Raw genomic sequence first — 24,082 nt, forward strand, 5'->3', positions numbered from 1 at the left:
TGCCTGCATAAAGCGAGATGTCAGGACAATGGCCGATACGATCCAGGAAGTGCTGCAAGCCTTTGCGAAGGGTGAGCTCGTCGTCGTCACCGACGATGACGATCGGGAGGGCGAGGGCGATCTGATCATCGCGGCGTCGTTCTGCACGGCGGAAAAGATGGCCTTCATCATCCGCCACACCTCCGGCATCGTGTGCGCGCCGATCACCACCGAGGACGCCCGCCGGCTGCGGCTCGACCCGATGGTGGCGCATAACGAGTCCAACCACACCACGGCCTTCACCGTCTCGATCGACTACAAGCCCGATGGCGGCACCGGCATCTCGGCCGACGAACGTGCCTCCTGCTGCCGCGCGCTCGCCAATCCCAATGCCGGCGCCAATGATTTTGCGCGCCCCGGCCATATCTTCCCGCTGATCGCGCGCGACGGCGGCGTGCTGCTGCGCTCCGGCCACACTGAGGCCGCGGTCGATCTGTGCCGGCTCTCCGGCCTGCCGCCGGTCGGCGTCATCAGCGAGCTGATGAATGACGATGGAACCGTGATGAAGGGCGAGCAGGTCGCGAAATTCGCCGCCGCCCACAAGCTCAAGCATGTCACGATCGCGGACATGATCGCCTATCGTCAGGCGCGTGAGAAGCTGATCGAGCGGGTCGCAACCTTCACCACCGAAAGCCCGATCGGCCCGCTGCAGGGCTATGCCTATCGCTCGCCGTTCGACGAGATCATGCATGCGGCCTTCGTCTACAACGGCATCGGCGACGGCCGGGACGTGCTGACCCGGCTGCACAAGCCCAATATCGTGACCGACCTCTTCACCGGTCCGGCGCGGATGGAAGCCGTGTTGCGGCACTTCAAGGCCGCCGGCCGCGGCGTGCTGGTCTATCTGCGCGACGGTGCCGCCGGTGTTCCGGTCCAGCCGGTGAGCGAGCAGAAATCGGCAGAGGCCGATCGCAACAAGCAATGGCGTGAAGTCGGCGTCGGCGCACAGATCCTGCGCGATCTCGGCATCACCTCGATCCGGCACCTGACCTCGTCGGTGCACGACTACAAGGGTCTGTCCGGTTTCGGCATCGAGATCGTCTCGAACGAGAGGCTGGACTGCTAGCACCCGTCATTCCGGGGCGATGCGTCAGCATCGAACCCGGAATCTCGAGATTCCGGGTCTGGTGCTAGCGCGCCATCCCGGAATGACGGTGAGAGGATCACCAATTGCGCTTCGCAGCATAGCGCTTTAATTTATCCGCCAATTTCCGACCGACGATGCGAAAGGATGTTTCATGAGCGTGCGCCCCCAGTCCAAGGACAAGCCGGCTGCCGCCAGCTTCCAGTGGGATGATCCGTTCCTGCTCGACGACCAGCTCACCGAAGACGAACGCCTGATCCGCGACACCGCGCGGGCCTATGCGCAGGACAAGCTGTTGCCGCGGGTCACCAAGGCCTATCTGGAAGAGAAGACCGACCGCGAGATCTTCAACGAGATGGGGGAGCTCGGCCTGATCGGCGTGACGCTGCCCGAGGAATATGGCTGCGCCAATGCGAGCTACGTGGCCTACGGCCTCGTCGCGCGCGAGATCGAGCGCGTCGACAGCGGCTATCGCTCGATGAATTCGGTGCAGTCGTCGCTGGTGATGTATCCGATCTACGCCTATGGCGATGAGAACCAGCGCAAGAAATATCTGCCCAAGCTCGCGACCGGCGAATGGGTCGGCTGCTTCGGACTGACCGAGCCGGATGCCGGTTCCGATCCGGGCGGCATGAAGACCCGCGCTGAGAAGGTGGCCGACGGCTACAAGCTGAACGGCTCCAAGATGTGGATCTCGAATGCGCCGATCGCCGACGTGTTCGTGGTGTGGGCCAAGTCGGCCGCGCACGACAACCAGATCCGCGGCTTCATCCTCGAGAAGGGCATGAAGGGCCTGTCGGCGCCGAAGGTCGGCGGCAAGCTCTCGCTGCGCGCCTCGATCACCGGCGAGATCGTGCTCGACAACGTCGTGGTGCCGGAAAGCGCGCTGCTGCCCAACGTGTCCGGCCTCAAGGGCCCGTTCGGCTGCCTCAACCGCGCCCGCTACGGCATCTCCTGGGGCGCGCTCGGCGCCGCCGAGGACTGCATGCACCGCGCACGCCAGTACACGCTCGACCGCAAGCAGTTCGGCCGGCCGCTCGCCGCCACCCAGCTGGTGCAGAAGAAGCTCGCCGACATGGAGACCGAGATCGCGCTCGGCCTGCAGGCCTCATTGCGCGTCGGCCGCCTGATGGACGAGGGCAAGATGGCGCCCGAGATGATCTCGATCGTCAAGCGCAACAATTGCGGCAAGTCGCTCGACATCGCCCGTATGGCGCGCGACATGCACGGCGGCAACGGCATCCAGATCGAGTATCACGTGATGCGTCATGCCGCGAACCTCGAGACGGTGAACACCTATGAGGGTACGCACGACGTCCACGCGCTGATCCTCGGCCGCGCGATCACCGGCATCCAGGCGTTCTCGTAAAGCGGCGCCCACCCAAACGCTGTCATGGCCGCGCTTGTCGCGGCCATCCACGTCTTGGGCTCCAAAAGAAGACGTGGATGCCCGGGACAAGCCTGGGCATGACGAGGTCAAACGAGAATCCGGAAAGCACGGACAGCAGCCATGGCCGACAACGACGACATCCCGTTCAACCGCGATTTTCCGCTGAAGCCCGGCGTGGTCGAACAGGTGCGGCCCGGCGTGCGCCGCGTCCTCTGCAACAATCCGAGCCCGTTCACCTTCACCGGCACGGTGAGCTACATCGTGGGCCAGGGCAAGGTCGCGATCATCGATCCCGGTCCCGACGATGAGGCGCACGCGAAGGCGCTGCTCGATGCGGTCAAGGGCGAGACCGTGACGCATATCCTGGTGACCCATACCCATCGCGACCATTCGCCGAACACACCGCGGATCAAGGCCGCGACCGGCGCGCCCGTCTACGCTGAGGGGCCGCACCGCGCCTCGCGCCCGCGTTTCGAGAGCGAGAAGCACAATCCGGAATCCGGCGCCGACCGCGATTTCCGGCCCGACATCGAGGTCAAGCACGGCGACGTCATCGAGGGTAGTGGCTTCGCGCTGGAGGCCGTCGCCACCCCCGGTCACACCGCCAACCATCTGGCGTTCGCGTGGGCCGAGCGTAGCATCAATTTCGTCGGCGACCATGTGATGGGCTGGTCGACCTCTATCGTGGCGCCGCCCGACGGTTCGATGATCGACTACATGGCCTCGCTCGAGCAACTGGGGCAGCGGCCCGAGCAGCTCTATTTCTCCGGCCATGGCCCAGAGATTCCGGAAGGCCCGCGCTTTGTCCGTTTCCTGGCGCGGCATCGCCGCGCGCGCGAGGCGTCGATCCTGCATCGGCTGGCTAAGGGCGAGGCCGACATCCCGACCATGGTGCGGGCGATCTATATCGGGCTCGATCCGCGGCTCGCCAATGCCGCCGGCTATTCCGTGCTCGCGCATCTGGAGGACCTGGTCGCGCGCGGCATCGTGGCGACGGATGGCGATCCCGTGATCGGCGGCACGTACAGGATGGCTTAGTTCGTCATTGCGCGGCTCGCGCTGCGCGCGCCCCGGAATGACGGGAAGTTTATTTCTTCACCGACTTCGCCGGCGGCGCCTTCGGCGCGACCGGGGCTGCCTTCTTCGCCGGTTTGGCGTTTTCGTTGTCGGCGGCGGTGTTGAGGTCCTCGATCAGCTTCTTGACCCGCGCGGCGTTGCTGCCGAGATCGGTGTCGAAATAGCGCGAGGCGGAGCGGATATCGACGCGCGAGTCCTCGTCATCGGGCGTGACCCGGATCGAGACGTCCTCGCGGAAGCCCATGATCGGCGTGCGTGCCACCGCCTCGATGCGGCCGATCCGGCGCGGCGGCTGCGGCGCGCGCGCGTCGATCACGAGCCATTTGCGGCGGTTCACCAGCCGCAAGGTCATCTCGTAGGCGCGGTCGACCGGGGTTTCCAGTTCGACGGTTTCGATATCGGGATAGGCCGTGCGCTGCCGCTCGGCCGAAGCGAGGCCGGCATAGGCGGCCGGATTGGTGCCTTCCCCGGTGCGCAGCCGCGCCAGCGCCTCGAATTTCGGCGGGTCGATCGGGTCGGTGGTGACGTCGTAGAGCCGCGGCAGCTTGCGGTACTGATAGGTCAGGTAGCCCGGGTAGGCGAGGATCGCGGCGTCGATCAGGAACGCGAGCAGGATCCGGCCCATGCCGCGGGTCCCGTTCTGCCAGATCGCGGCGAAGGCGGCCAGCCCGAGCAGGATCGACAGGCCGGCGAGGCCCAGCGCGCCGAAGAAGGTCGCCAGCGCCGGTTTGACCTCCAGGAACCCAAAGCGGACGATCAGGATCGAGACCACCACCGCGACGACGGAGAAGATGGCAAGGTTACGCGACCAGGTGGCGAGACCGGACACGGGCTCCTGCTGGTAGGGAGCGGAAAACCTGCGCGCCATCGTCGAAAAATCTGCCGGTTGAGACTGCCCCCGGCGACCTCAGCCGCCGCCAATCATCGTGTGAGACCACGGACCTGCGGCGAATTCAAGGGATTTGGGCGTGATGTGGCGGTCGACTCTTCCCTTCTCCCCTTGTGGGAGGAGGTGGCGCGGACGTAGTCCGCGACGGATGAGGGGTCTCTATCCGCGGAGAGAACCCCTCACCCGCCTCGCTTTGCTCGCTGTGAGCCGACCCTCCCCTCCAGGGGAGGGTGAACTGTCAAGCCGCGGCGGTCGGGAAGGTGTAATCCTTGAACTGGTCGCGCAGCGCCGTTTTCAGGATCTTGCCGGTCGCGGTGTGGGGAATGCCGTCGACGAAGGCGACGTCGTCGGGCATCCACCATTTGGCGATCTTGCCGTCCATGAACTTCAGGATGTCCTCGCGCGTGGCGCTCTGGCCCTGCTTGAGCTGTACGATCAAGAGCGGCCGCTCATCCCATTTGGGGTGATGGACGCCGATCACGGCGGCTTCCGCCACCGCCGGGTGGCCAACCGCGAGGTTCTCGAGATCGATCGAGGAGATCCATTCGCCGCCGGACTTGATCACGTCCTTGGAGCGGTCGGTGATCCGCATGTAGCCGTGCTCGTCCATCGTCGAGACGTCGCCGGTGTCGAAAAAGCCGGCATCGTCGAGGATGTTGCTGTCGACCCGGAAGTAGGCTTTGGCGATCGCGGGGCCGGAGACCTTGAGACGGCCGAAGGTCTTGCCGTCCCACGGCAGTTCCTTGCCGGCATCGTCGGTGATCTTCATCTCGACGCCGAACGGCGGGTAGCCCTGGGTCTGCAGGATGTCGAGCCGCTCCTCGCCGCTGCGATCGGTGAACGGCGGCTTCAGCGTGGCCAGCGTGCCGAGCGGGCTCATCTCGGTCATGCCCCAAGCGTGGCGCACCTGGCTGCCCATGTCGAGGAATGCCTTGATCATCGAGCGCGGCATCGCCGAGCCGCCGCAGATCACCATCTGCAGGTCCGGCAGCTTGACGTTGTTGGCGGCCATGTATTGCAGCAGCATCAGCCACACCGTCGGGACACCCGCGGTATGGGTGACCTTCTCGGTCGACAGCAATTCGTACACCGACGCGCCGTCGAGCTTCGGACCGGGCATCACCAGCTTGGTGCCCATCGATGGTGCGGAGAACGCGATGCCCCAACTGTTGGCATGGAACAAGGGGACCACCGGAAGCATTGTGTCCGACGCGGAGGTGCCGAGCGCGTCCTTCGAGTTGGCCATCAGCGCGTGCAACACGTTGGACCGGTGCGAATACAGGACACCCTTGGGATCGCCCGTCGTGCCGGAGGTGTAGCACATCGCCGCGGCGGTGTTCTCGTCGAAGGTCTTCCACTCGAACTTGCCGTCGGACGCCGCGATCCAGTCCTCATAGGCGACCGCGTTCTTCAGCGTGGTCTGCGGCATGTGCGCCTTGTCGGTCAGCACCACGTAGCGCTCGACGCTCGGCAGCTGGCTGGCGATCTTCTCCAGCACCGGAACGAAGGTGAGGTCGGTGATGACGATGCGGTCCTGGGCATGGTTGACGATCCAGGCGATCTGCTCCGGAAACAGTCGTGGATTGACCGTATGGCAGATCGCGCCGATCCCCATGATGCCGTACCAGACCTCGAGGTGGCGCCAGGTGTTCCAGGCGATGGTGGCGACGCGGTCGCCGAGCTTGATGCCGTCGCGTTCGAGGCTCTGCGAGACCTTCAGCGCGCGGGCATGGATTTGGGCGTAGTTGGTGCGATGAATGGGGCCTTCGACCGAGCGGGTCACGACTTCCTGCGTGCCGTGATATTTGGCGGCGTGCTCAATAATCTTGTGACACAGCAAGGGCCAATCTTGCATCAAGCCAAGCATACGCAAATTCCTCCTCGATCCTCACGCATGATCCACCGGCATCTTGGACGGGCCGGCAGTAAAATCATGGAACTGACATGAACTGTAGCGCGGAGAAAGCAAGCCGAAAATGGCCTGATGGCGCGTTTCGTCGCGCCGCCGCGGCAATGGTTACCGCTGCCGCCGCGCTGCTTTGGCTTGGCATGCAAGCCGGGCCTGCGCAGGCCGCCCGCGGCACGCCTGGCTTTCCCTGGGACGATCTGTTCGGAGTCCGGCCGCACAGGGTGCACAAGGCGGTCCGCCGCTCGGCGGTGCCGCTGCCGAAGCCGCGTCCGGCGGAGGCGCCTCCGGCAACCGAAGCGCCCGCAGCTGCTGACGCGCCAGCGGCCACCGAGCCAGCGCCGCCCGCGGCCGCGGCACAGCCACCGGCCGCGCCTGCTGGGGCTGCCAGGCCCGGCGAGACCGCCAAGCCGGCCGAAGCAGCCAAGCCCGCCGAGCCGCCCAGGCCGCAGCTTTCAGCCTGCCGGCAGGCCCTCACTGAGGAGATCGCGATTGCGCCGAGCATTCCGGATATCCACGGCGCCGGCGGCTGCGGCGGCGAGGATCTGGTGCGGCTCGAGGCCATCGTGCTGCCGGACAAGCGCAAGGTCGCGGTCAAGCCCGCGGCGATCCTCCGCTGCAAGATGGCAAGTGCGGTCGCCGACTGGGTCCGCTCCGATATCGCGCCGCTGGCGCAGAGCCTCGGGGGCGGGATCAGCAATCTCGACAATTTCGACTCGTTCGAATGCCGCGGCCGCAATCGCGTCGTCGGCGCGCAGCTCTCCGAACATGGCCGCGCCAATGCGCTCGACGTGCGCGCCTTCGGTCTCGTCAACGGCAAGTCGATCTCGCTGACCGACCGCAGCGCGCCGCGCGATTTGCGCGAGACCGTGCTGCATTCGGTCTGCGCCCGCTTCTCCACCGTGCTCGGTCCGGGCTCGGATTGGTACCACGAGGACCACATCCATCTGGACCTAACGGAGCGCCGCAACAATTACCGGATCTGCCAGTGGAACGTTTACGATCAGCTGCCGCGCGTCGCACCGCTGTTGCCGGCCGAGCGCCCCGAAGCAGCGCCGCCGCGCGAGGTCGCCGCAAAATCGGACGCGTCCAAGCCGGACCCATCCAGGCCGGACGCGTCCGAAGCCGACCGCGGCAAGGCCGACGAGCCCGATGCGGCGAAATCAGATGATGCGACCGCGCCCGAAGGCGCTGCCGAGACCAAGCCGCAGCCAACAAAAAAGCGCCGGCAAAGCCGGCGCTTTTGATCGCGGTTGCGACGTGACTGGGATCAGTAGGGGACGTTGCCGCCGCCCTGCAGCGCCATCTGCGGCTTGTAGGGCGAGTCGCCGTGCTTCGGCTCCAGCACCACGACGATGGTGCCGAGCTTGACGCGGTTGTAGAGGTCGATGACGTCCTCGTTGGTCATGCGGATGCAGCCCGAGGAGATCGACGAGCCGATGTATTCCGGCTGGTTGGTGCCGTGGATGCGGAACAGCGTGTCCTTGCCGCCCGAGTAGAGATACATCGCGCGCGAACCCATCGGATTGTCCGGGCCGGGGGCTACGAAGGTCGGAACGCCGAGGCGCGAGATTTCGCCGGGGGTGGGGTGCCAGGCCGGCCATTCGGTCATGCTGCCGACCTTGGCAATGCCGGACCAAGCCATGGCTTCTTCGCCGACGGTGATGCCGTAGCGGATCGCCTTGCCGTCGTTCATCACGTAGTAGAGGTAATGGTTGTCGGAATCGACCACGATGGAGCCGGGGGCTTCCTTGCGGTGATATTCGACGATGGCGCGGCGGAACGGCTCGGCTACCGGGGTCTTGACGTAGGTGGTCTTGGCCAGCAGTTCCTTGTCATGCGGCTTGAAGGCGGCGGTGTTGGTGGCCTCATAGGTTGTGGCCTGCATGCAGCCCGACAACATCAGGCCCGCGGCCAGGATCCCAAAGGTAACTTTGAACGACGACATGATTACGTTCCAATCGAAAATCCGCGTCTCAAAGCGCCACGATTACGCCCTAAACGCCACGATTCCATGGAGGGCATTATTGCCGAAACGTGCCTTTATTCCCAGAGTTTAGATGCCTTTCCCGCATCGCGGGACGTCGCCTGTGGCTTTTTTGCCGCAAGTCTTCTGGTGTGAGGGTCAGTTTTTGTGCAAACAGGCAACGGTTGTTCAATCGAAGCCGCTTCAACGTCACATTCACCGTCGCCCGGCCGCCACAAAGGTGGATGTCTGGTTAATTGCCCGGTCATGAAGCGCCAGCCAGAATCGCGCTAAGTCGACGGGCCTTGTCAGCCCTGTTTCCAATCCTGTGTCTCGGAGTTCGTGATGCTGTCGGTGTTCGTTCCCTCCGATTTCTCCCTCAAGAAGGCCGCCGTCACCGACCTCGGCGCGCTGCCGGAGGGCGCGGTCTGGGTCGACCTGGTGAACCCGACCGTCGAGGAGGACCGGGCCGTCGAGAAACTCGCGGGGATCGCGGTTCCGACCCGGGAAGACATGCAGGAGATCGAGATCTCCAGCCGGCTCTATATCGAGAACAGCGCGCGCTACATGACCGCGACGCTGATGTGCCAGTCTGATACCGACATGCCGCGCACCACGGCGGTTACCTTCATCCTGACCAGCCATCGGCTGGTTACGGTGCGTTACGACCTGCCGAAGCCGTTTGCGCTGGTCGAGAACAAGCTGGCGCGCTCCTGTGCGCCCGGCCTCACCGGCGAGCAGGTGCTGATGGAACTGTTGGATGCGGTGATCGACCGCTGCGCCGACCTGCTGGAGCGCTGCGGGGCCGACATCGACCAGGTCTCCCACGACATCTTCGAGCCGGAGAGCGAGCGCCACGGCCACGCCAAGCAATATTCGCAGATCCTGATCGCGATCGGCCGCAAGGGCGACCTGACCTCCAAGGTCCGCGAAAGCCTGGTCTCGATCGGCCGCCTCGTCACGTTCCTTTCGGCGATCGTGGAAGGGGTGAAATGGTCCAAGGACATGCGCGAGCAGCTCAAGACCATGCAGCGTGACGTGGCCTCACTGACCGACCACGCTTCCTATCTCTCCAACAAGATCACCTTCGTGCTCGACGCCATGCTCGGTGTGGTCAATCTGGAACAGAACAACATCATCAAGCTGTTCTCGGTGATGGCGGTGGTTCTGATGCCGCCGACGCTGATTGCCTCGATCTACGGCATGAATTTCAAGATCATGCCGGAACTCGAGTGGACGCATGGCTATCCGTTTGCGCTGGTGCTGATGCTGTTCGCTGCGATCGTGCCGTACTGGATTTTCAGGTGGAAGAAGTGGCTGTAGACCGGTTCCACACGTCGCGTTTTGGGACGCGTTTTCTGCCTTATTTCCTCTCCTAAAATTTGAGCGTTGCGCTGAACGTTTGGGCGAAACTTGTCTGCGATAACGCCCGCCTCGAAGCCGGAGGACAGCAATGGTTGAGAAGATCATAACGCCACGGCGTAACGTCATTGACTTTGCGCGCTATCAACAGGACCGCGCAGCAGGCAAGGTGCAGGCGATCTCGCCGAGACTTTGCCGCTACTGTGGCGCTGCGATGCTGGATGGCGAGGACGAAGACGAATGCTCCAGCGCGTTGAACGACATCGCGCTGCAGCAGCCTGAGAAGAAGACGCGTCGGTTCTACGCGGACTAGAGGCTAGGTCCTTTGAGGCAGAAGCCTCGTTTGCGTTGTTACGCCTGCAACTGAAGCAATCCCGAAATGACGGCCGCGGCGGCGGCCGGGATCGCTTCGAAGCTCCTTCCCTTCACACGATCCGGGCTCGCGCATCAGACGTGCTGTCCACCGTTAATGTGGATCTCTGCACCGTTCACGTAAGAGCTCGTCTCCGTACAGAGAACGTAAATGATCTTGGCGACCTCGTCCGGGGTGCCGAGGCGATGCATCGGGATTTGCTGATCGACGATCTTCTCGGTGCCCGGCGACAGGATCGATGTGTCGATCTCGCCCGGCGCGATCGCGTTGACGCGGACGCCGACGCGGCCGAAGTCCGACGCCATCTCGCGCGTCAGCGCCGCAAGCGCCGCCTTCGACGTCGCGTAGGCCGCGCCGGCAAACGGATGCACGCGCGAGCCGGCGATCGAGGTGACGTTCACCACCGCGCCCTTGGCATGCTTCAATTCCTCGATCAGTCCGCGCGCGATCATGATCGGTGCGAAGAAGTTGACGTGGAAGACGTGCGTCCAGGTCTCGATGTCGGTGTCCATGGTGCCGAGACGGCCGCCGCCGGCGGCTTTCGGTGAGATCGCGGCGTTGTTGACCAGCGCGTGCAGTTCGTCGTTATCCAGCCGCTGCCTGATCTCTGAGATCGCGCGCACGGTGTCGTCATGGCTGCCGAGGTCGACCTCGATGTGATCCTCCGGCCCGGCGCCCCAGGGACAAACTTCCGGGAACGCATGGCGCGACAGCGTGATGACGCGCCAGCCGGCGGATGAAAACCGGATCGCGGTGGCATGGCCGATGCCGCGGCTCGCGCCGGTCAGGAGCAGCGTGCGCCGCGGTGCATTGGAGGGGCGGGTCATCGACAGTTTCTTTCGTTTTTGCCAGGCGCGGCGCCGTGCCTGATATCGACGTCTTCGGACGATTGGGGATCAGGACGTCGATGGCTGGGGTCATCTTACACGAAGACGCGCTTCGCGCTTTCGCCCTTCCATGACGGTCGCGGTTTTTCAGGGATAGAGCCGTACCTTCGACCATGCGCTGCTGGCGCCGTCGCGACGGAATTCGATGCGGTCGTGGAGGCGGTACGGACGGTCGTGCCAGAACTCGAAGCGCTGCGGCGTGATCCGCCAGCCGCTCCAGCCCGGCGGACGCGGCACCTCGCCGATGACGTATTTCGCACCCGCCTTGGCGATCGCCTGCTCGAACGCGAAGCGGCTCTCCAGCGGCTGCGATTGCTTGCTGGCCCAGGCGCCGATCTGCGCCTGCTTCGGCCGGGTGGCGAAATAGGCGTCGGCCTCGGCGTCGGTCACTGGCGTGACCGGCCCGCGGATGCGCACCTGGCGGCGCAGCGATTTCCAGTGAAACAGTAAAGCAGCCTTAGGGTTTGCGGCCAATTCGCGGCCCTTGGCGCTGGCGATGTGGCTGTAGAACACGAAGCCGTCGGCGTCGAAGCCCTTCATCAGCACCATCCGCACGTCGGGCAGCCCGTCTGCATCGACGGTTGCGAGCGCCATCGCGTTCGGATCGTTCGGCTCAGACTTGACCGCTTCCGCAAACCATTCGCCGAACAGGGCGAACGGCTCCTCCGCTGCGGTGAAATCACCCGATGTTAACGGTGTCGGGTGTTTGATGGAGGTCGTGTCGGTCATGTCAGGAGTCCCGATTTGCATTCGCCCGCGTCCGAGAGCGCGTTTCTAGCCCTATATAGGGCATGGGTGCGCGTTGGCCTAACGGCGATCCACCCCGCGGGCGCGGTGGTGACCTTGATCCTGATCGGCGTCGGCGCAAGCGGCTGCAGCCTGTCGCGCACCGATGCCTTCGCCAAGATGGACGACAAGGATGTGACGGGCTCGATCAGCCCCACCCCGGTCAGCGCGGTGATGCCGACCGACAGCGATCTTGCCTTTGCCCGCAACGCCGCCTCCGATGTGCTGACCAAGGGTGACAAGGATTCCAGCCAGCCCTGGGAAAATCCCCAGACCGGTGCACGCGGCTCGGTGACGCCGCTGGCTCAGGCCTATGCGGGCGACGACGGCAAGACGTGCCGGGATTTTCTCGCCAGCTATGTTAATGGAGCCACCGAGACCTGGCTGCAGGGCGCCGCTTGCAAGTCTGGACAAGGCCGCTGGCAAATCCATAGCCTGAAACCTTGGAGCAAGTCCTGAAAGTTCCGGCCTGTGCCGGCACCGAGCTAGTTGCAAAAATGCCACTGAGCCCCCACATAAAGGCAAAGTGGGCCCGGATGGGCTCCCGGCCAAACCTGATTTTCCCGTGAAGGAGACGTGACGGATGCGCGACCCCTATGAGGTCTTGGGGGTGCAGCGGAGCGCCAGCGCTGCGACGATCAAGAGCGCCTATCGCAAGCTCGCCAAGAAGCATCACCCTGACAACAACAAGAACGACCCGAAGGCGGCTGCTCGCTTTGCGGAGATCAACACAGCCAACGAGATCGTCGGCGACGAGGACAAGCGCAAGCAGTTCGACCGCGGCGAGATCGATGCCGACGGCAAGCCGCGCTTCCAGGGCTTCCCCGGCGGCGGCGCCGGCGGCCGCGCCGGTCCCGGCGGCTTCGAGTACAGTTTCCGCGGCGGCGGCCCCGGCGGCGGCATGGGCGGCGGCAGCTTCGAGGACATCCTCAACAGCATGTTCGGCAATGCCGCGCGTGGCGGTGGCGGTGCGCGCGGCGGGCGGGCCAGCCCGTTTGAATTTGAAGGCGGTGGGGTCGGCGTCGATCTCGACCTTTCGGTCGCCATGACGGTGTCGCTGGAGGAATCGGCTGGGGGCGGCGACAAGCGCGTGCGCCTGCCGACCGGCCGTGAGCTCAACGTCAAGATTCCGCCCGGCGTCGCCGCAGGCCAGCAGATCCGGCTGAAGGGGCAGGGCGACACCGCGCAAGGCCATCCGCCCGGCGATCTCCTGATCACCATCTCGATCGCGCCGCATCCGTTCTTCAAGGTCGACGGCAACGATCTGCGGATCGACCTGCCTGTGACCCTCTATGAGGCGGTGCTGGGCGGCAAGGTCCGCGTGCCGACGCTCGGCAGCGCGGTCGAACTGTCGATCCCGAAAAACACCTCCAGCGGCCGTACCTTCCGCCTCAAGGGCAAGGGGCTGGCGAGGGCCGGGGCTGTCGGCGACCTCTACGTCACGACCCGCATCATCCTTCCCGACGGGAACGATGCCGAGCTTGAGGCATTGATGCAGACGTGGCGGGAACGAAATTCCTACAATCCGCGCAGCGATCTCGGCTGACCGCCGGGAGCGTGCTCCAAAAGACGCGAAAGACGCGAAACTGCAACTACCCCGGACTCTATCGGGGTAGACGCGGGCGTTGCGAGGGCGTCAATGGATGACCGGCCGTCCGAAGTCCAAATCTGCGGCGTGCAGATCGGACTGCGGAAAAAGAGTGCGGCCTCGAGAGGGGGACCAGCGCGGTACACAAAACCCCAATCGAGGCCGCGTGCGCCGATCGGCGGATCGGGCGCAGATCATCTTCGCGTGAGCATCCGGTACGACAATGAGACGCGTCCATGACGCGAATCGAAATTTTCAATGTCGGAATTGGGACGCCGAGTGAGGCTGGATTCACTTACTCGAAACGGCACGAGGTCGGCGGCTGATCTCCCGTAAATTTACGGGAGATCAGCCGCCGTTCTTCTCCATCTGATCGTAGACGGCCTGCGCGACCTGGGTCAGGCGGGTGCGGTCGGTGCCGCCGCTGACGACATAGGCGACGCCGCGATCGGCCCAGAACAGCGCGCCGTCGCTGCCCTGGACGGCATAGCGCATCTGGGTCGCCTCGGTTTTCGCCTTGGCGGTATAGACCGTGAAGCGCTCGCCGGACGTGCTCTCATACATCAGGAACGACGCCGGTCCGCTCGGCCCCGGCAGCAGGCGGCCGCCGACCAGCTTCAGTCCGGTGAGGTCGGGAGCGCGGACGTCCCAGCCGCAGCGCTTGGTCAGCCATTGCTGCAGATGATCGCGCTCGCTGCCGGGCACCTCGACCGGATGACGGACCTCGACCACGTAGAGCCGATGCGCATCCAGCGCATCGAGCGTGAAGCTCTGGAAGGTCGATGGTGCAGCCGTAGCGCCGCGCGCGATCCAGCCGACGCCGCCGCCAACGATGAAGGCCATCAGCGTCGCTGCCACCGCGCCATAGACCCAGCGGCGCGGCTGGCGCACCAGCCGCTCGAGCTCGAGCCGTTTCGGCACCGCCTCGTCCAGCACCGTGTCGTAGCGCGCATGCAATGTCTCGGCCATCGCGCGCCATGATTGCACCCGCGCCGCGTCGTCGGGATGCGCAGCGAGCCACGCCTCGACATCGCCGCGGCGTTCGGCCGGCAGCTCGTTGTCGACGTAGGCGTGCAGCTCGTCTTCGGTGACGGGGATGTTCGGGTCGGTCATATCAATCGTCTCTGCCAAATCTTGTTCGAAAAACGTTCATGCACAACACCTGCCATCGCGCACATTATCATTTCACCCGCCGGAGCGCCGGTCGCTGGCCCTCGATCGAGGCCCGCACATGGGCGCGAGCGCGGGCGAGGCGGGACATCACCGTGCCGATCGGCACGCCCTGGATGTCGGCGACCTCCCGGTAGCTCATGCCCTCCAGCATCACGAGCAGCAGCACCGAGCGTTGCTCCTCGACCAGCGTCGACAGCGCGCGCTCGATGTCGCGTCCCTCGGCCTCGGTGCCGCTGGCGTCGGCATTGTTGTCGAGCAGCGGCATGAAGGCCGGCCGCCGCGCCAGCGAGCGCCTTCGGTTCTTGTTCAGATTGGTCAGGATCGTGTACAGCCAACTCCTGACGTCGCCGCCGAGAAACAGCCGCTCCGAGCGCAGCGCGCGCACCAGCGTGTCCTGCACCAAATCATCGGCGATATCCGAGTCACGCACCAGCGCGCGCGCATAGCGGCGGAGCGCTGGAATCATGGCTTCGACACTTTGACGAAACGCGGTCATGCATCCCAGTCTTCGATGGTCTCGGCGATAGTCGCCTTATCAAACATAACACCCTAATGGCGTGGCTATTCCGGTTGCGCCGAGCTGCGCGCATGGCGGCTCGGCTGCGGCCGATTTGGGCTTGTCGCCAGCCAAAGTGCTGGTGTACCTCCGGAGCGGAATAATTCGAAGCGAATGCCGGTGCCAACGATCTACTACATCCGCCACGGCGAGACCTCATGGAACGCCGAAGGCCGGCTTCAGGGCGTGCAGGATATTGCTCTCAACGAGCGCGGCCGCGCCCAGGCGGCAGATGCCGGCCGGATCCTCGCCGATCTGCTGGCGCGCGACCGCCGTGACAAGACGACGCTGCCGTTCGTCGCAAGCCCGCTGCTCCGGGCGCGCGCGACCATGGAGCTGGTGCGCACCGAGCTCGGCCTGCCGCCAGGCGACTACGCGCTCGACGCGCGGCTGCGCGAGATCGGCTACGGGACGTGGGAAGGCTCGACATTGGCGCAGGCGCAGGCCGCCGACCCGGCCGTCTATGCCCGCCGCCTCGCCGAGAAGTGGCAGGTCGCGCCGGAGGGCGGCGAGAGCTATGTCGACGTGCAGGCGCGGATGACCGAATGGTACGGCTCGTTGACTTCGGACACCGTCGCGGTCGCCCATGGCGGCACCGCGCGGGCGCTGATGGTGGCGCTCGGCTTCGAGACCCCGGCCTCGGCCGCCGACCTCACAATCGAGCAGGGCGCGGTCTACGTGTTCGGCGCGGCGGGCCTGCGGAAATATAGTTAAGGGCGCCCCGGTCAGCCACGTCCTAGCGGTCATGAAACCCGTTTGACGCTGCCGACCCTGCGCGTTACGACACGCCATGTCCTTCAATACTTTCGGCCATATGTTCCGCGTCACGACCTTCGGCGAAAGCCATGGGGTCGCGATCGGCTGCGTGGTGGACGGCTGTCCGCCGATGATCCCTCTGACGGTGGAGGAGATCCAGCACGACCTCGATCGCCGCAGGCCCGGCCAGTCGCGCTTCACCACCCAGCGCCAGGAGCCGGACGCGGTGAAGATCCTGTCCGGCGTGATGGCGCATCCGGAAAGCGGCGTGCAGGTCACGACCGGAACGCCGATCGCGCTGTTGATCGAGAACACCGACCAGCGCTCGAAGGACTATTCCGAGATCAAGGACAAGTTCCGCCCCGGCCATGCCGACTTCACCTATGAGGCGAAATACGGCCTGCGCGACTATCGCGGCGGCGGACGCTCTTCCGCGCGCGAGACTGCGACCCGCGTCGCGGCCGGTGCGATCGCTCGCAAGGTGCTGCCCGAGGTGAAGGTGCGCGGTGCGCTGGTGCAGATGGGACCGCACAAGATCGACCGCGAGAAGTGGGACTGGGACGAGATCGCCAACAACCCGTTCTTCTGTCCCGACAAGGACAAGGCGGCGTTCTTCGAAAGCTATCTCGACGGCATCAGGAAGAGCGGCTCCTCGATCGGCGCCGTCATCGAGGTTGTCGCCGAGGGCGTGCCGGCTGGGCTCGGCGCGCCGATCTATGCAAAACTCGACAGCGATCTGGCTTCAGCGATGATGAGCATCAACGCCGTCAAGGGCGTCGAGATCGGCGCCGGCTTCGGCGCCGCCGAGCTCACGGGCGAAGAGAACGCCGACGAGATGCGGACCGGCAACAACGGAACACGTTTCCTGTCCAACCATGCCGGCGGTGTGCTCGGCGGCATCTCGACCGGCCAGCCGGTGGTGGTGCGCTTTGCGGTCAAGCCGACGTCCTCGATCCTGACCACGCGCCGGACCGTGGATCGCAAGGGCGCCGATACCGACATCCTGACCAAGGGCCGCCACGACCCCTGCGTCGGCATCCGCGCGGTGCCGGTGGGCGAGGCCATGATGGCCTGCGTGCTGGCCGATCATTTTCTGCGCGACCGCGGGCAGACCGGGCGCTGATCCCCTATATACTGGTGGTCACCGGATCGGGTGATCGCCCTGGGGAATGCCATGAACGCGTCGGAGCTTCGGGACATCATCGCATGGATGATCGGGGGCGCGCGGTCGGCACCGACCCCGGCGCAGATGATGGCGGAATGCTGCGAACGCCTGGTGCGGGCCGGGCTGCCGTTGTGGCGCATCGGCGTCTTTGTGCGCACGCTGCATCCCGAGATCTACGGCCGCCATTTCATCTGGAGGCCGGGCGCCGAGGTCGACATTGGCAGCGTTGATCACAACATCGAGGACACCCCGGAATTTGCCGTCAGCCCGCTGGCGATCGTTCTCAAGCAGGGCGTTGAAGTACGCGCACGGCTCGACGACCCCGCCAGCAAACGCTTTCCCATTGTCGCGGACCTGCAGGCCGAGGGCGTCACCGACTATATCGGCTTGCCGCTGATCAACACCGCCGGCCCCCCGAACGCCTCGAGCTGGACCACCAAGCAGCCGGGCGGCTTCACCGACGAGCAGCTCGATGCGATCCGCTCGATCACCGTCCCGCTGTCGCGCTACATTGAGATCGTCACGCTGCGCCGGACCGCCTCGCTGCTGCTCGACACTTATGTCGGCAACCGGGCCGGCGAGCGCATCATGGGCGGCCAGATCCGGCGCGGCCATGCCGACACGATGGACGCCGCAATTTGGCTGTCCGACCTGCGCGGCTTCACCGCGCTGTCCGACCGTTTGCCGTCCGAGACCGTCGTGGAGATCCTCAACCTCTATTTCGATTGCCAGGTCACCGCGATCCGCGACCATGGCGGCGAGGTACTCAAGTTCATGGGTGACGGCCTGCTCGCGGTATTCCCGGTCGACGAATATCTCGGCGACGAGGTGCAGGTGTGCTCGCGGGTGCTGGAGGCGGCGCGCGCATCACGCGCCGGGGTCGAGGCGCTGCAATTCCCCAATGGCGACGCCGTCGAGCGCTTCCGCTTCGGCGTCGCGCTGCATCTCGGGCGCGTGCTCTACGGCAATATCGGCGGCGGCAACCGGCTCGACTTCACCTGCATCGGCCCTGCGGTCAATCTCGCCGCGCGGCTCGAGAAGATCGCAGGCCGCCTCGGCCGCACCGTCGTGGCTTCCGAGCGCTTCGCCGGCATTCACGACGGCGGCTGGAGCGATCTTGGCGAGTTTCCGATCGCGGGATTTGCCAAGGCCGAACGGGTCTACGGCCTGTTCGACGAGGCGCCGGTCGCCGCTGCGAGCTAGTGCCGGTGCGACGTGACTGAAACGAACGCGCAGCACCGCACCGGGATCGCGCTGATCGTGGCGGCTGCCGTAGCCTGGAGCACCGCGCCGTTCTTCACCCGCCTGTTACACTTCGATTCCTGGACCATCCTGTTCTGGCGCGGGCTGTTCGGGGGCGGCGCGATCGCGCTGTTCCTGATCGCCACACAGGGCTGGCGCGGCGCGCGCGATCTCGTCGTGATGCCATTGAGCGGATGGCTGGTGGCCGGCCTCTCGACCTTCGGCATGGTGACGTTCATTCCGGCGCTGCAACTGACCAGCGTCGCCAATGTCGCCATTCTCATCGCGATGCAGCCGTTTGCCGCGGCCGCGATCGCCTGGCTTTGGCTCGGTGAGCGGGCGCGGCCCGGCACATTGCTGGCAAGCCTCGTCGCGCTCGCGGGTGTCGCGATCACCGTCAGCGGCGCCGGCGGCATCACGGATTACAGGGGGATCGGCCTTGCCTGCGTGATGGTGCTGGCGATTTCGCTGATGACGGTGGTGATCCGGCGGCACAAGGGTACGCCGATGATCGCCGCCGCGGCGCTCTCGAACTTTCTCGGCAGCGCCGTCAGTCTGCCGTTGGGGCTCGCCATCGGCGCGGTCACCGGCGCCGATCTCGGCGTGCTCGCGATGTTCGGAGTATGCCAGGTCGGTCTCGGCCTTACCCTGTTCACGGTCGGCTCGAGGTTGCTGCCCTCCGCGCAGGCCTCGTTGATCGCAACCCTCGAGACGCCGCTGATGCCGTTCTGGGTGTGGCTGGCGTTTGCCGAAGTGCCGTCGCTTCGCGCCCTGATCGGCGGTGCGCTGGTGATGGGGGCGGTCGTCGCCGACATTGCGCTGAGCCAGCGGGCGCAGCTCGCGCGGCCGGCCGAGCGGTGACGGCTGCTACTCCTCGGGCTCGGTGGTGAACAGCAGCGGATAGCCCTTGGCGCGGCCGGCATCGGTGGCACGCGTCGCCTTGGTCTCGGCGACATCCCTGGTGAACACTGCGACCACGCAGACGCCGCGCTGGTGCGCGGTCAACATCACCTTGTAGGCCTGATCATCGGTCATGCGGAATTCACCCTTCAGCACGGTGACGACGAATTCGCGCGGCGTGTAGTCGTCGTTGACCAGGATCACCTTGTGCAGGCGTGGCCGCTCGACCTTGGTCTTGGTCCGGGTTTTCGGCTTGGCGACGGTATCGGGCATCGCACTCCCTCGCGATTGCTCCGTAAGAATACCGTCTTCGGGCACATGTTGGAACCGTTCGATTTGCACGGCGTCATTGCGGCAACGGCACGGCGCGCGTTGCCGCATTCGCAGCAAGTGACGTCCAACGCTCAAGGCGACTACCTTGCAGGCCTCTAACTTGCAGACCTCTAACTCGAATGTGAAGGACAGATGATATCTGCGCTTTTCGGCGCCTGATTTGCGTGTCACCATGACAGGACACGACGGGAGGGCCGCAATGCGCTGGTATGTCTCGATCGGAGCGGTGCTTGTCGCAGGCATGTTGGCCAGCGGCGATGTGGCCGGTGTTGCCGCGCCCGGCCCGGGAACACAGACAGGCCGGCTGGCCGAAAAGGAATCCACGCCGAGCGTCGACATCGAGTTGATCATCGCGGTCGACGTCTCCTATTCGATGGACATGGACGAACTCGCGATCCAGCGCGAGGGCTATGCGCAGGCGATCGTTTCCAAGGAGTTCCTGCAGGCGCTGAAGGCCGGCCCGAACGGCAAGATCTCGATCACCTATTTCGAATGGGCCGCCTCCAACGACCAGAAGGTCATCATTCCCTGGCGGGTGATCGACGGCCCCGAATCCGCCGACGCGGTCTCCGCCGAGATCATGAAGACACCGGTGCGCCGCGCCTCGCGCACCTCGATCTCGGGCGCGATCTATTTCGCGATCCCGATGTTCGACGAGAATCCGCATCGCGGCCTGCGCCGCGTGATCGATATCTCCGGCGACGGCCCCAACAACAATGGTACGCCGATCACGCCCGCGCGTGATGCTGCGCTCGACAAGGGCATCGTCATCAATGGCCTGCCGATCATGGTGAAGGAGCCGTCCTACTCGACGATGGATATCGAGAATCTCGACTACTACTACGAGGATTGCGTGATCGGCGGGCCCGGCTCCTTCGTGGTATCGATCAAGGATCGCGAGAAGTTCAAGGAAGCGATCCGCACCAAGCTGCTGCTCGAGGTCGCCGGCCGCACCCCTGAGCGGCCCGTCGTGCGGACCGCCGAGAAGGAGCCGCGGGTCAGTTGCACGATCGGCGAGAAGATCTGGCAGGATCGCTGGGGGCGGTAGCAGCAATGTAGGGTGGGTTAGCGAAGCGTAACCCAACATTCGTTCCGCGGAGGCGCGGCGGGTCACGCTTCGCTAACCCGCCCTACAATCTCCTGAACATCGTTCTCAAGCGCGCGCAGCGTCTGCAACGCGGCTGCATGCTGCCCGGCTCCGATCTGCCGCCACACCTCGGCGACGCGCCCGGCGAGGTCGTGAACCGTCACCGGAAAATTCGCTGCCTGCGCCAGCGCGCCCTTCTCGTTGATCAAATATTGCCCATTCAGCGCAAACAGCACCTGCGCGATACACGCCAGCGCGCGATAGGCGCAGCCGGCGATATGCGTGCTGTCGCCGCGCGGCAGTGCAAGCTCGGCATTCTCGATCGCGAACAGGATTTCCCATTGAAAGCGCCGCACCAACGCGTCGCGCAGGGCCGGCGGGTAGGGCGCAGTCCTCGCCTTCAATGCCGCGACGCGGCTATCGGGATCATGCAGGACACGGCACAGCGCGACCTCGCCCACCCAGATCGCCGAGCAAAATCCGTGCGGATGGCCCGGCTGGTAGTGCATGCTGATCTCGCCGTTCCGGCAGGCCTCGATGACGTCAGCGACCTCATCGATGCTGCGGTAGAGCAGGTCGAGCTTGCGGCCGCCGATCGCAAGCCAGGCGCCGCCGACGATCCAGGGTCCCCATTCGCCGACCGGCGTCAGATGCGCGGCAGCGGGATCGTCGACCAGGCCCGTTACCGCCGAGCGCAGCCGATCGACGTCCAGCGCGGCGTCACCCCTGTAGTAAAGGCCGAGATCATAGTCGGAGGCGTCATGCGCGGTGCCGCGCGCCCGCGAGCCGCCGAGCACGATGGCGGCGACGCCCGGTACATCGGCAAGGACGGGAATGATGCGTGCAAGCAGCGGATCGTGGGACATGCGGCGCCGATTATAGCGAGACCGCCGTCTGCTGCGATAGTCGCCGCGATGTTTCAGCGCGTGAACCGCGCCACCAGTTCGACATGCGGGGTGTGGCGGAACTGATCGACCGGGGTGACGGCTGATATCTTGTAGCCGCCATCGATCAGGATTTTTGCATCGCGCGCAAACGTCGCGGCGTTGCAGGACACCGCGACGATCACCGGCACCTTGCTTGCCGCAAGCTGGGTGACCAGCGCCTGCGCGCCTTGCCGGGGCGGATCGAACACGACGGCGTCATAGTCGCGCAATTCCTGCGGCATCAGCGGGCGGCGGAACAGGTCGCGCGCCTCGGCCCTGAGCGGCTTCAGCCCAGGCGTCGATTGCGCAGCCTTTTGCAGCGCCGTGATCGCGCCGGCGTCGCTGTCGAAGGCCGTGACCCGCGCCTTCTCGGCGAGGCGGAGCGCAAACGGGCCGACGCCGCAAAACAGATCGGCGATGTGCTTGGCGCGTCCGCAATGCTCGCGAACCAGCGCAGCGAGCGTCTCCTCGCCCTTGGCGGTCGCCTGCAGGAACGAGCCCGGCGGCAGCACGACCTTCACCTTTCCGATCGCAACCTCGGGGGAGCCGCGCTGCAGCACCAACTCGCCATGCCGTGACAGCCGCGCCAGCCGGTGTTTCTCGGCGACCCGCGACAGCGTGGTGATCAGGCTGGTCGGCAGCGCGCCCGAGCCGCGCACGTCGATATCGAGACCGTTGAGGGTCGCGGTGACCTGGATGTCGAGCGGCTTGCCGATCGAGATCAGCGGCTCGGCTGTGGCCCAGGCCGCCTCGAGCGCGCCGTCGAGCGCCGGATCGAGGATCGGACAGCGGTCGACCGGAATGATGTCGTGCGAACCGGCCGCAGCGAAGCCGACCTTGAGCACCTCATGGGTGCCCATCCGTCCGTGCAGCGTGATGCGGCGGCGGCCTGCGCCATGGGCGTCGAGCAGCGGCGCGACTTCAGCCGCGACCTTCGCCTGCGCCAGCGTCTCGACCACGATGTTGCGTTTCCAGGCGCGGTAGGGCGCGTCGCTCCAGTGCTGGATCGCGCAGCCGCCGCAGACGCCGAAATGCGGGCAGAACGGCGCGATCCGCTCGGAGCTTGCCTGCGCCACCCGCACCAGCCGCCGCCGGTCGGGATGATTGCCGGGGACCTCTTCGACCTCGACCGTTTCACCGGCCAACGTGGTGGGCACGAAGATCGACTGCGCGCCGTCGATCGCGACGCCGTCGCCGCGATGGCCGACATGGTCGATCGTGAGAAGCTCAGCCACGGCGTGCGCCGAGGAAGAATTCGATGTTGCCGTCGCCGCCGGTGATCGATGACGGGAATACCTGAATGTCGGTGCAGCCGAGCGAGGCGGCGAAGGCGGCGATATCGTCGCAGATCTCCTGGTGCACCATCGCGTTGCGGATAACGCCGCGCTTGGCGTGCTTGCGCGCCGCCTCGAACTGCGGCTTGATCAGCGCCAGCAGATGCATCGGCGCTGCCCCCAGCGACAGCGCCACCGGTAGCACCAGCTTCAGCGAAATGAAGCTGACGTCGATCACGACGACGTCGGGCCGGGCCGGCAGTCGTTTGCCCTCGAAATTCCTGATGTCGGTCTCCTCCATGGAGACGATCTTCGGATGCCCGTGCAGCGAGGGATGCAGCTGGCCGTGGCCGACATCGATGGCGAACACGAGGCTCGCGCCATTGGCGAGCAGCACTTCGGTGAAGCCACCGGTCGACGCACCGACATCGAGGCAGACATGGCCCTCGACGTCGATCGGATAGTGCTCGAGCGCACCGGCGAGCTTGACGCCGCCGCGCGAGACATAGGGATGCGCCGGTTCAGCCGTCAGTTCGGCGCCGGGCGCGACGAGTTCGGATGCTTTCGCAATTGGCTTGCCGTCGGCGGTGACGAGGCCGGCGTCGATCGCGGCGCGCGCCCGGGCCCGGCTTTCGAACAGGCCGCGTTCGACCAGCAGCACGTCGATGCGCTTGCCCGTGGACGCGCCGTTGCCGTCGTCGCCCGTCTTGGTCACGTGCCTGCTCATTTGGCGCCCTGCCGGCGCTGCGCGGCGGCCAGCCGCACGCAGGCTTCGAAGGAGGTGAGGTCGTGCCAGAGGTCGGCCGCAGGCTCTCGCGGCGTCACCAGCGGACTGCCATGCAGGTCGAGCGCATGCATCATCATCAGATTGTCCGGCAAGCCAAACTCTTCCACCGTCAGCCCCTCCGCGTCGATCAGGCGCCCGTCGGATGCCGGCACGACCTGCTGCAGCCGCGCCACGCGATTGGCGTAGGACGTGGGATCGTTCGAATAGGCGAAGCACAGCTTGCCGCGTCCCGCCATGTAGCCGAGTTCGTAGACGGTGCCTGCGTCGGCACTGGGGCCGCGAAACGGCGTCAAATTGGCGATCACGGCGTCGGCCGACTCCATCATCGCCTCGTTGCTTTTGAAGATGGTAAGCGAGGCGCCGGCGACCGTGGGATTGATGCTGTTGTCGAGCGGATAGAGCCCGGTCAGCCCGTGATACGCGCACACCTCCGCCTTGCGGCGGCCGATCTCCACGGCATCCGGCAGGAACACGTCAGGACCTGCCAGATAGATTTTCATGGACTTGCCGGCACCAGGGGCGCCGCCCGAGCAATG

At 65.5% G+C, this 24,082-nt stretch carries 25 protein-coding genes; 13 read left to right on the plus strand and 12 right to left on the minus strand.

Annotated elements, in window-relative coordinates:
- Positions 1-28: 28 nt before the first annotated feature.
- The 3 genes from ribB to CO675_RS01310 all read left to right on the plus strand — a co-directional run bounded on the left by ribB (position 29) and on the right by CO675_RS01310 (position 3,551).
- The gene (gene ribB / locus CO675_RS01300; protein WP_097670229.1) at positions 29-1,105 is read left to right on the plus strand and encodes a 3,4-dihydroxy-2-butanone-4-phosphate synthase; all 1,077 of its coding nucleotides are present in this window, start codon (positions 29-31) and stop codon (positions 1,103-1,105) included.
- A gap of 172 nt (positions 1,106-1,277) precedes the next feature.
- Positions 1,278-2,492, plus strand: a complete 1,215-nt coding sequence (locus CO675_RS01305; RefSeq protein WP_097670230.1) for an acyl-CoA dehydrogenase — start codon at positions 1,278-1,280, stop codon at positions 2,490-2,492.
- Between the two features lie 141 nt (positions 2,493-2,633).
- Entirely contained in the window at positions 2,634-3,551 is a 918-nt protein-coding gene (locus CO675_RS01310; protein WP_097670231.1) for an MBL fold metallo-hydrolase, read from the plus strand.
- A gap of 49 nt (positions 3,552-3,600) precedes the next feature.
- Here the strand turns inward: CO675_RS01310 and CO675_RS01315 are convergent, their stop codons facing one another.
- Together CO675_RS01315 and CO675_RS01320 are read right to left on the minus strand one after the other, a co-directional pair.
- Complete coding sequence (locus CO675_RS01315; RefSeq protein ID WP_097670232.1) at positions 3,601-4,458, minus strand: DUF1499 domain-containing protein; 858 nt, start codon at positions 4,456-4,458, stop codon at positions 3,601-3,603.
- A gap of 259 nt (positions 4,459-4,717) precedes the next feature.
- Entirely contained in the window at positions 4,718-6,346 is a 1,629-nt protein-coding gene (locus tag CO675_RS01320) for a fatty-acid--CoA ligase (RefSeq protein WP_097670233.1), read from the minus strand.
- A 77-nt stretch (positions 6,347-6,423) separates the two neighbouring features.
- Between CO675_RS01320 and CO675_RS01325 the strand changes: the two genes are divergently transcribed.
- Positions 6,424-7,632: an extensin family protein gene (locus CO675_RS01325; protein ID WP_502693351.1), complete on the plus strand. Its 1,209-nt coding sequence runs from the start codon at positions 6,424-6,426 to the stop codon at positions 7,630-7,632.
- A gap of 23 nt (positions 7,633-7,655) precedes the next feature.
- On the opposite strand, the gene CO675_RS01330 is transcribed toward CO675_RS01325, so the two are convergent.
- Positions 7,656-8,333 (minus strand): L,D-transpeptidase, encoded by a 678-nt coding sequence (locus tag CO675_RS01330; protein ID WP_097670234.1) that lies wholly within the window; start codon positions 8,331-8,333, stop codon positions 7,656-7,658.
- Positions 8,334-8,696: 363 nt separating this feature from the next.
- On the opposite strand from CO675_RS01330, the gene CO675_RS01335 reads away from it, so the two are divergent.
- Both CO675_RS01335 and CO675_RS01340 read left to right on the plus strand, forming a co-directional pair.
- Positions 8,697-9,674 (plus strand): magnesium transporter CorA family protein, encoded by a 978-nt coding sequence (locus tag CO675_RS01335; protein WP_097670235.1) that lies wholly within the window; start codon positions 8,697-8,699, stop codon positions 9,672-9,674.
- 130 nt (positions 9,675-9,804) lie between these two features.
- Positions 9,805-10,026, plus strand: a complete 222-nt coding sequence (locus CO675_RS01340) for a hypothetical protein (RefSeq protein WP_097670236.1) — start codon at positions 9,805-9,807, stop codon at positions 10,024-10,026.
- Positions 10,027-10,160: 134 nt separating this feature from the next.
- On the opposite strand, the gene CO675_RS01345 is transcribed toward CO675_RS01340, so the two are convergent.
- A complete protein-coding gene (locus tag CO675_RS01345) occupies positions 10,161-10,913 on the minus strand; it encodes an SDR family NAD(P)-dependent oxidoreductase (RefSeq protein ID WP_050402369.1) in 753 nt (250 codons plus the stop codon).
- Between the two features lie 147 nt (positions 10,914-11,060).
- A complete protein-coding gene (pdxH, locus tag CO675_RS01350; protein WP_097670237.1) occupies positions 11,061-11,702 on the minus strand; it encodes a pyridoxamine 5'-phosphate oxidase in 642 nt (213 codons plus the stop codon).
- A gap of 108 nt (positions 11,703-11,810) precedes the next feature.
- Between pdxH and CO675_RS01355 the strand changes: the two genes are divergently transcribed.
- Together CO675_RS01355 and CO675_RS01360 are read left to right on the plus strand one after the other, a co-directional pair.
- Positions 11,811-12,218 (plus strand): RT0821/Lpp0805 family surface protein, encoded by a 408-nt coding sequence (locus CO675_RS01355; RefSeq protein ID WP_097670853.1) that lies wholly within the window; start codon positions 11,811-11,813, stop codon positions 12,216-12,218.
- 124 nt (positions 12,219-12,342) lie between these two features.
- A complete protein-coding gene (locus CO675_RS01360; RefSeq protein WP_097670238.1) occupies positions 12,343-13,305 on the plus strand; it encodes a DnaJ C-terminal domain-containing protein in 963 nt (320 codons plus the stop codon).
- 390 nt (positions 13,306-13,695) lie between these two features.
- Here CO675_RS01360 and CO675_RS01365 read toward each other — a convergent pair whose 3' ends face one another.
- Both CO675_RS01365 and CO675_RS01370 read right to left on the minus strand, forming a co-directional pair.
- On the minus strand, positions 13,696-14,460 hold the full coding sequence (locus CO675_RS01365; protein ID WP_097670239.1) for an anti-sigma factor family protein: 765 nt from the start codon (positions 14,458-14,460) through the stop codon (positions 13,696-13,698).
- Positions 14,461-14,527: 67 nt separating this feature from the next.
- Entirely contained in the window at positions 14,528-15,016 is a 489-nt protein-coding gene (locus CO675_RS01370) for a sigma-70 family RNA polymerase sigma factor (protein WP_092124724.1), read from the minus strand.
- 174 nt (positions 15,017-15,190) lie between these two features.
- Here CO675_RS01370 and CO675_RS01375 point away from each other — a divergent pair, with 174 nt between their 5' ends.
- From CO675_RS01375 to CO675_RS01390, 4 genes are all read left to right on the plus strand, one after another.
- Complete coding sequence (locus CO675_RS01375) at positions 15,191-15,790, plus strand: histidine phosphatase family protein (protein WP_097670240.1); 600 nt, start codon at positions 15,191-15,193, stop codon at positions 15,788-15,790.
- A 76-nt stretch (positions 15,791-15,866) separates the two neighbouring features.
- Complete coding sequence (gene aroC, locus CO675_RS01380; RefSeq protein WP_024580648.1) at positions 15,867-16,955, plus strand: chorismate synthase; 1,089 nt, start codon at positions 15,867-15,869, stop codon at positions 16,953-16,955.
- A 51-nt stretch (positions 16,956-17,006) separates the two neighbouring features.
- Positions 17,007-18,200, plus strand: coding sequence for an adenylate/guanylate cyclase domain-containing protein (locus CO675_RS01385; RefSeq protein WP_097670241.1), 1,194 nt, complete (start codon positions 17,007-17,009; stop codon positions 18,198-18,200).
- 12 nt (positions 18,201-18,212) lie between these two features.
- The gene (locus tag CO675_RS01390; protein WP_097670242.1) at positions 18,213-19,100 is read left to right on the plus strand and encodes a DMT family transporter; all 888 of its coding nucleotides are present in this window, start codon (positions 18,213-18,215) and stop codon (positions 19,098-19,100) included.
- 6 nt (positions 19,101-19,106) lie between these two features.
- Here CO675_RS01390 and clpS read toward each other — a convergent pair whose 3' ends face one another.
- A complete protein-coding gene (gene clpS / locus CO675_RS01395) occupies positions 19,107-19,412 on the minus strand; it encodes an ATP-dependent Clp protease adapter ClpS (protein WP_050402363.1) in 306 nt (101 codons plus the stop codon).
- Positions 19,413-19,671: 259 nt separating this feature from the next.
- On the opposite strand from clpS, the gene CO675_RS01400 reads away from it, so the two are divergent.
- Positions 19,672-20,520 carry a DUF1194 domain-containing protein gene (locus CO675_RS01400; RefSeq protein WP_097670243.1) on the plus strand — a complete coding sequence of 283 codons (849 nt, stop codon included), beginning with the start codon at positions 19,672-19,674 and terminating at the stop codon, positions 20,518-20,520.
- Between the two features lie 62 nt (positions 20,521-20,582).
- Here CO675_RS01400 and CO675_RS01405 read toward each other — a convergent pair whose 3' ends face one another.
- From CO675_RS01405 to CO675_RS01420, 4 genes are read right to left on the minus strand one after another with little or no spacing between them, the layout of a single operon-like run.
- On the minus strand, positions 20,583-21,425 hold the full coding sequence (locus CO675_RS01405) for a nucleotidyltransferase domain-containing protein (protein WP_097670244.1): 843 nt from the start codon (positions 21,423-21,425) through the stop codon (positions 20,583-20,585).
- 53 nt (positions 21,426-21,478) lie between these two features.
- Positions 21,479-22,720: a class I SAM-dependent RNA methyltransferase gene (locus CO675_RS01410; RefSeq protein ID WP_097670245.1), complete on the minus strand. Its 1,242-nt coding sequence runs from the start codon at positions 22,718-22,720 to the stop codon at positions 21,479-21,481.
- Positions 22,713-23,486 (minus strand): TlyA family RNA methyltransferase, encoded by a 774-nt coding sequence (locus CO675_RS01415; protein ID WP_097670246.1) that lies wholly within the window; start codon positions 23,484-23,486, stop codon positions 22,713-22,715. Before CO675_RS01415 ends, CO675_RS01410 begins: the two co-directional genes overlap by 8 nt.
- Positions 23,483-24,046: a nucleoside 2-deoxyribosyltransferase gene (locus CO675_RS01420; protein WP_097670247.1), complete on the minus strand. Its 564-nt coding sequence runs from the start codon at positions 24,044-24,046 to the stop codon at positions 23,483-23,485. Before CO675_RS01420 ends, CO675_RS01415 begins: the two co-directional genes overlap by 4 nt.
- Positions 24,047-24,082: the final 36 nt, after the last annotated feature.

The sequence above is a fragment of the Bradyrhizobium sp. C9 genome (genome assembly GCF_002532045.1).
In the GTDB taxonomy this organism is placed as follows: domain Bacteria; phylum Pseudomonadota; class Alphaproteobacteria; order Rhizobiales; family Xanthobacteraceae; genus Bradyrhizobium.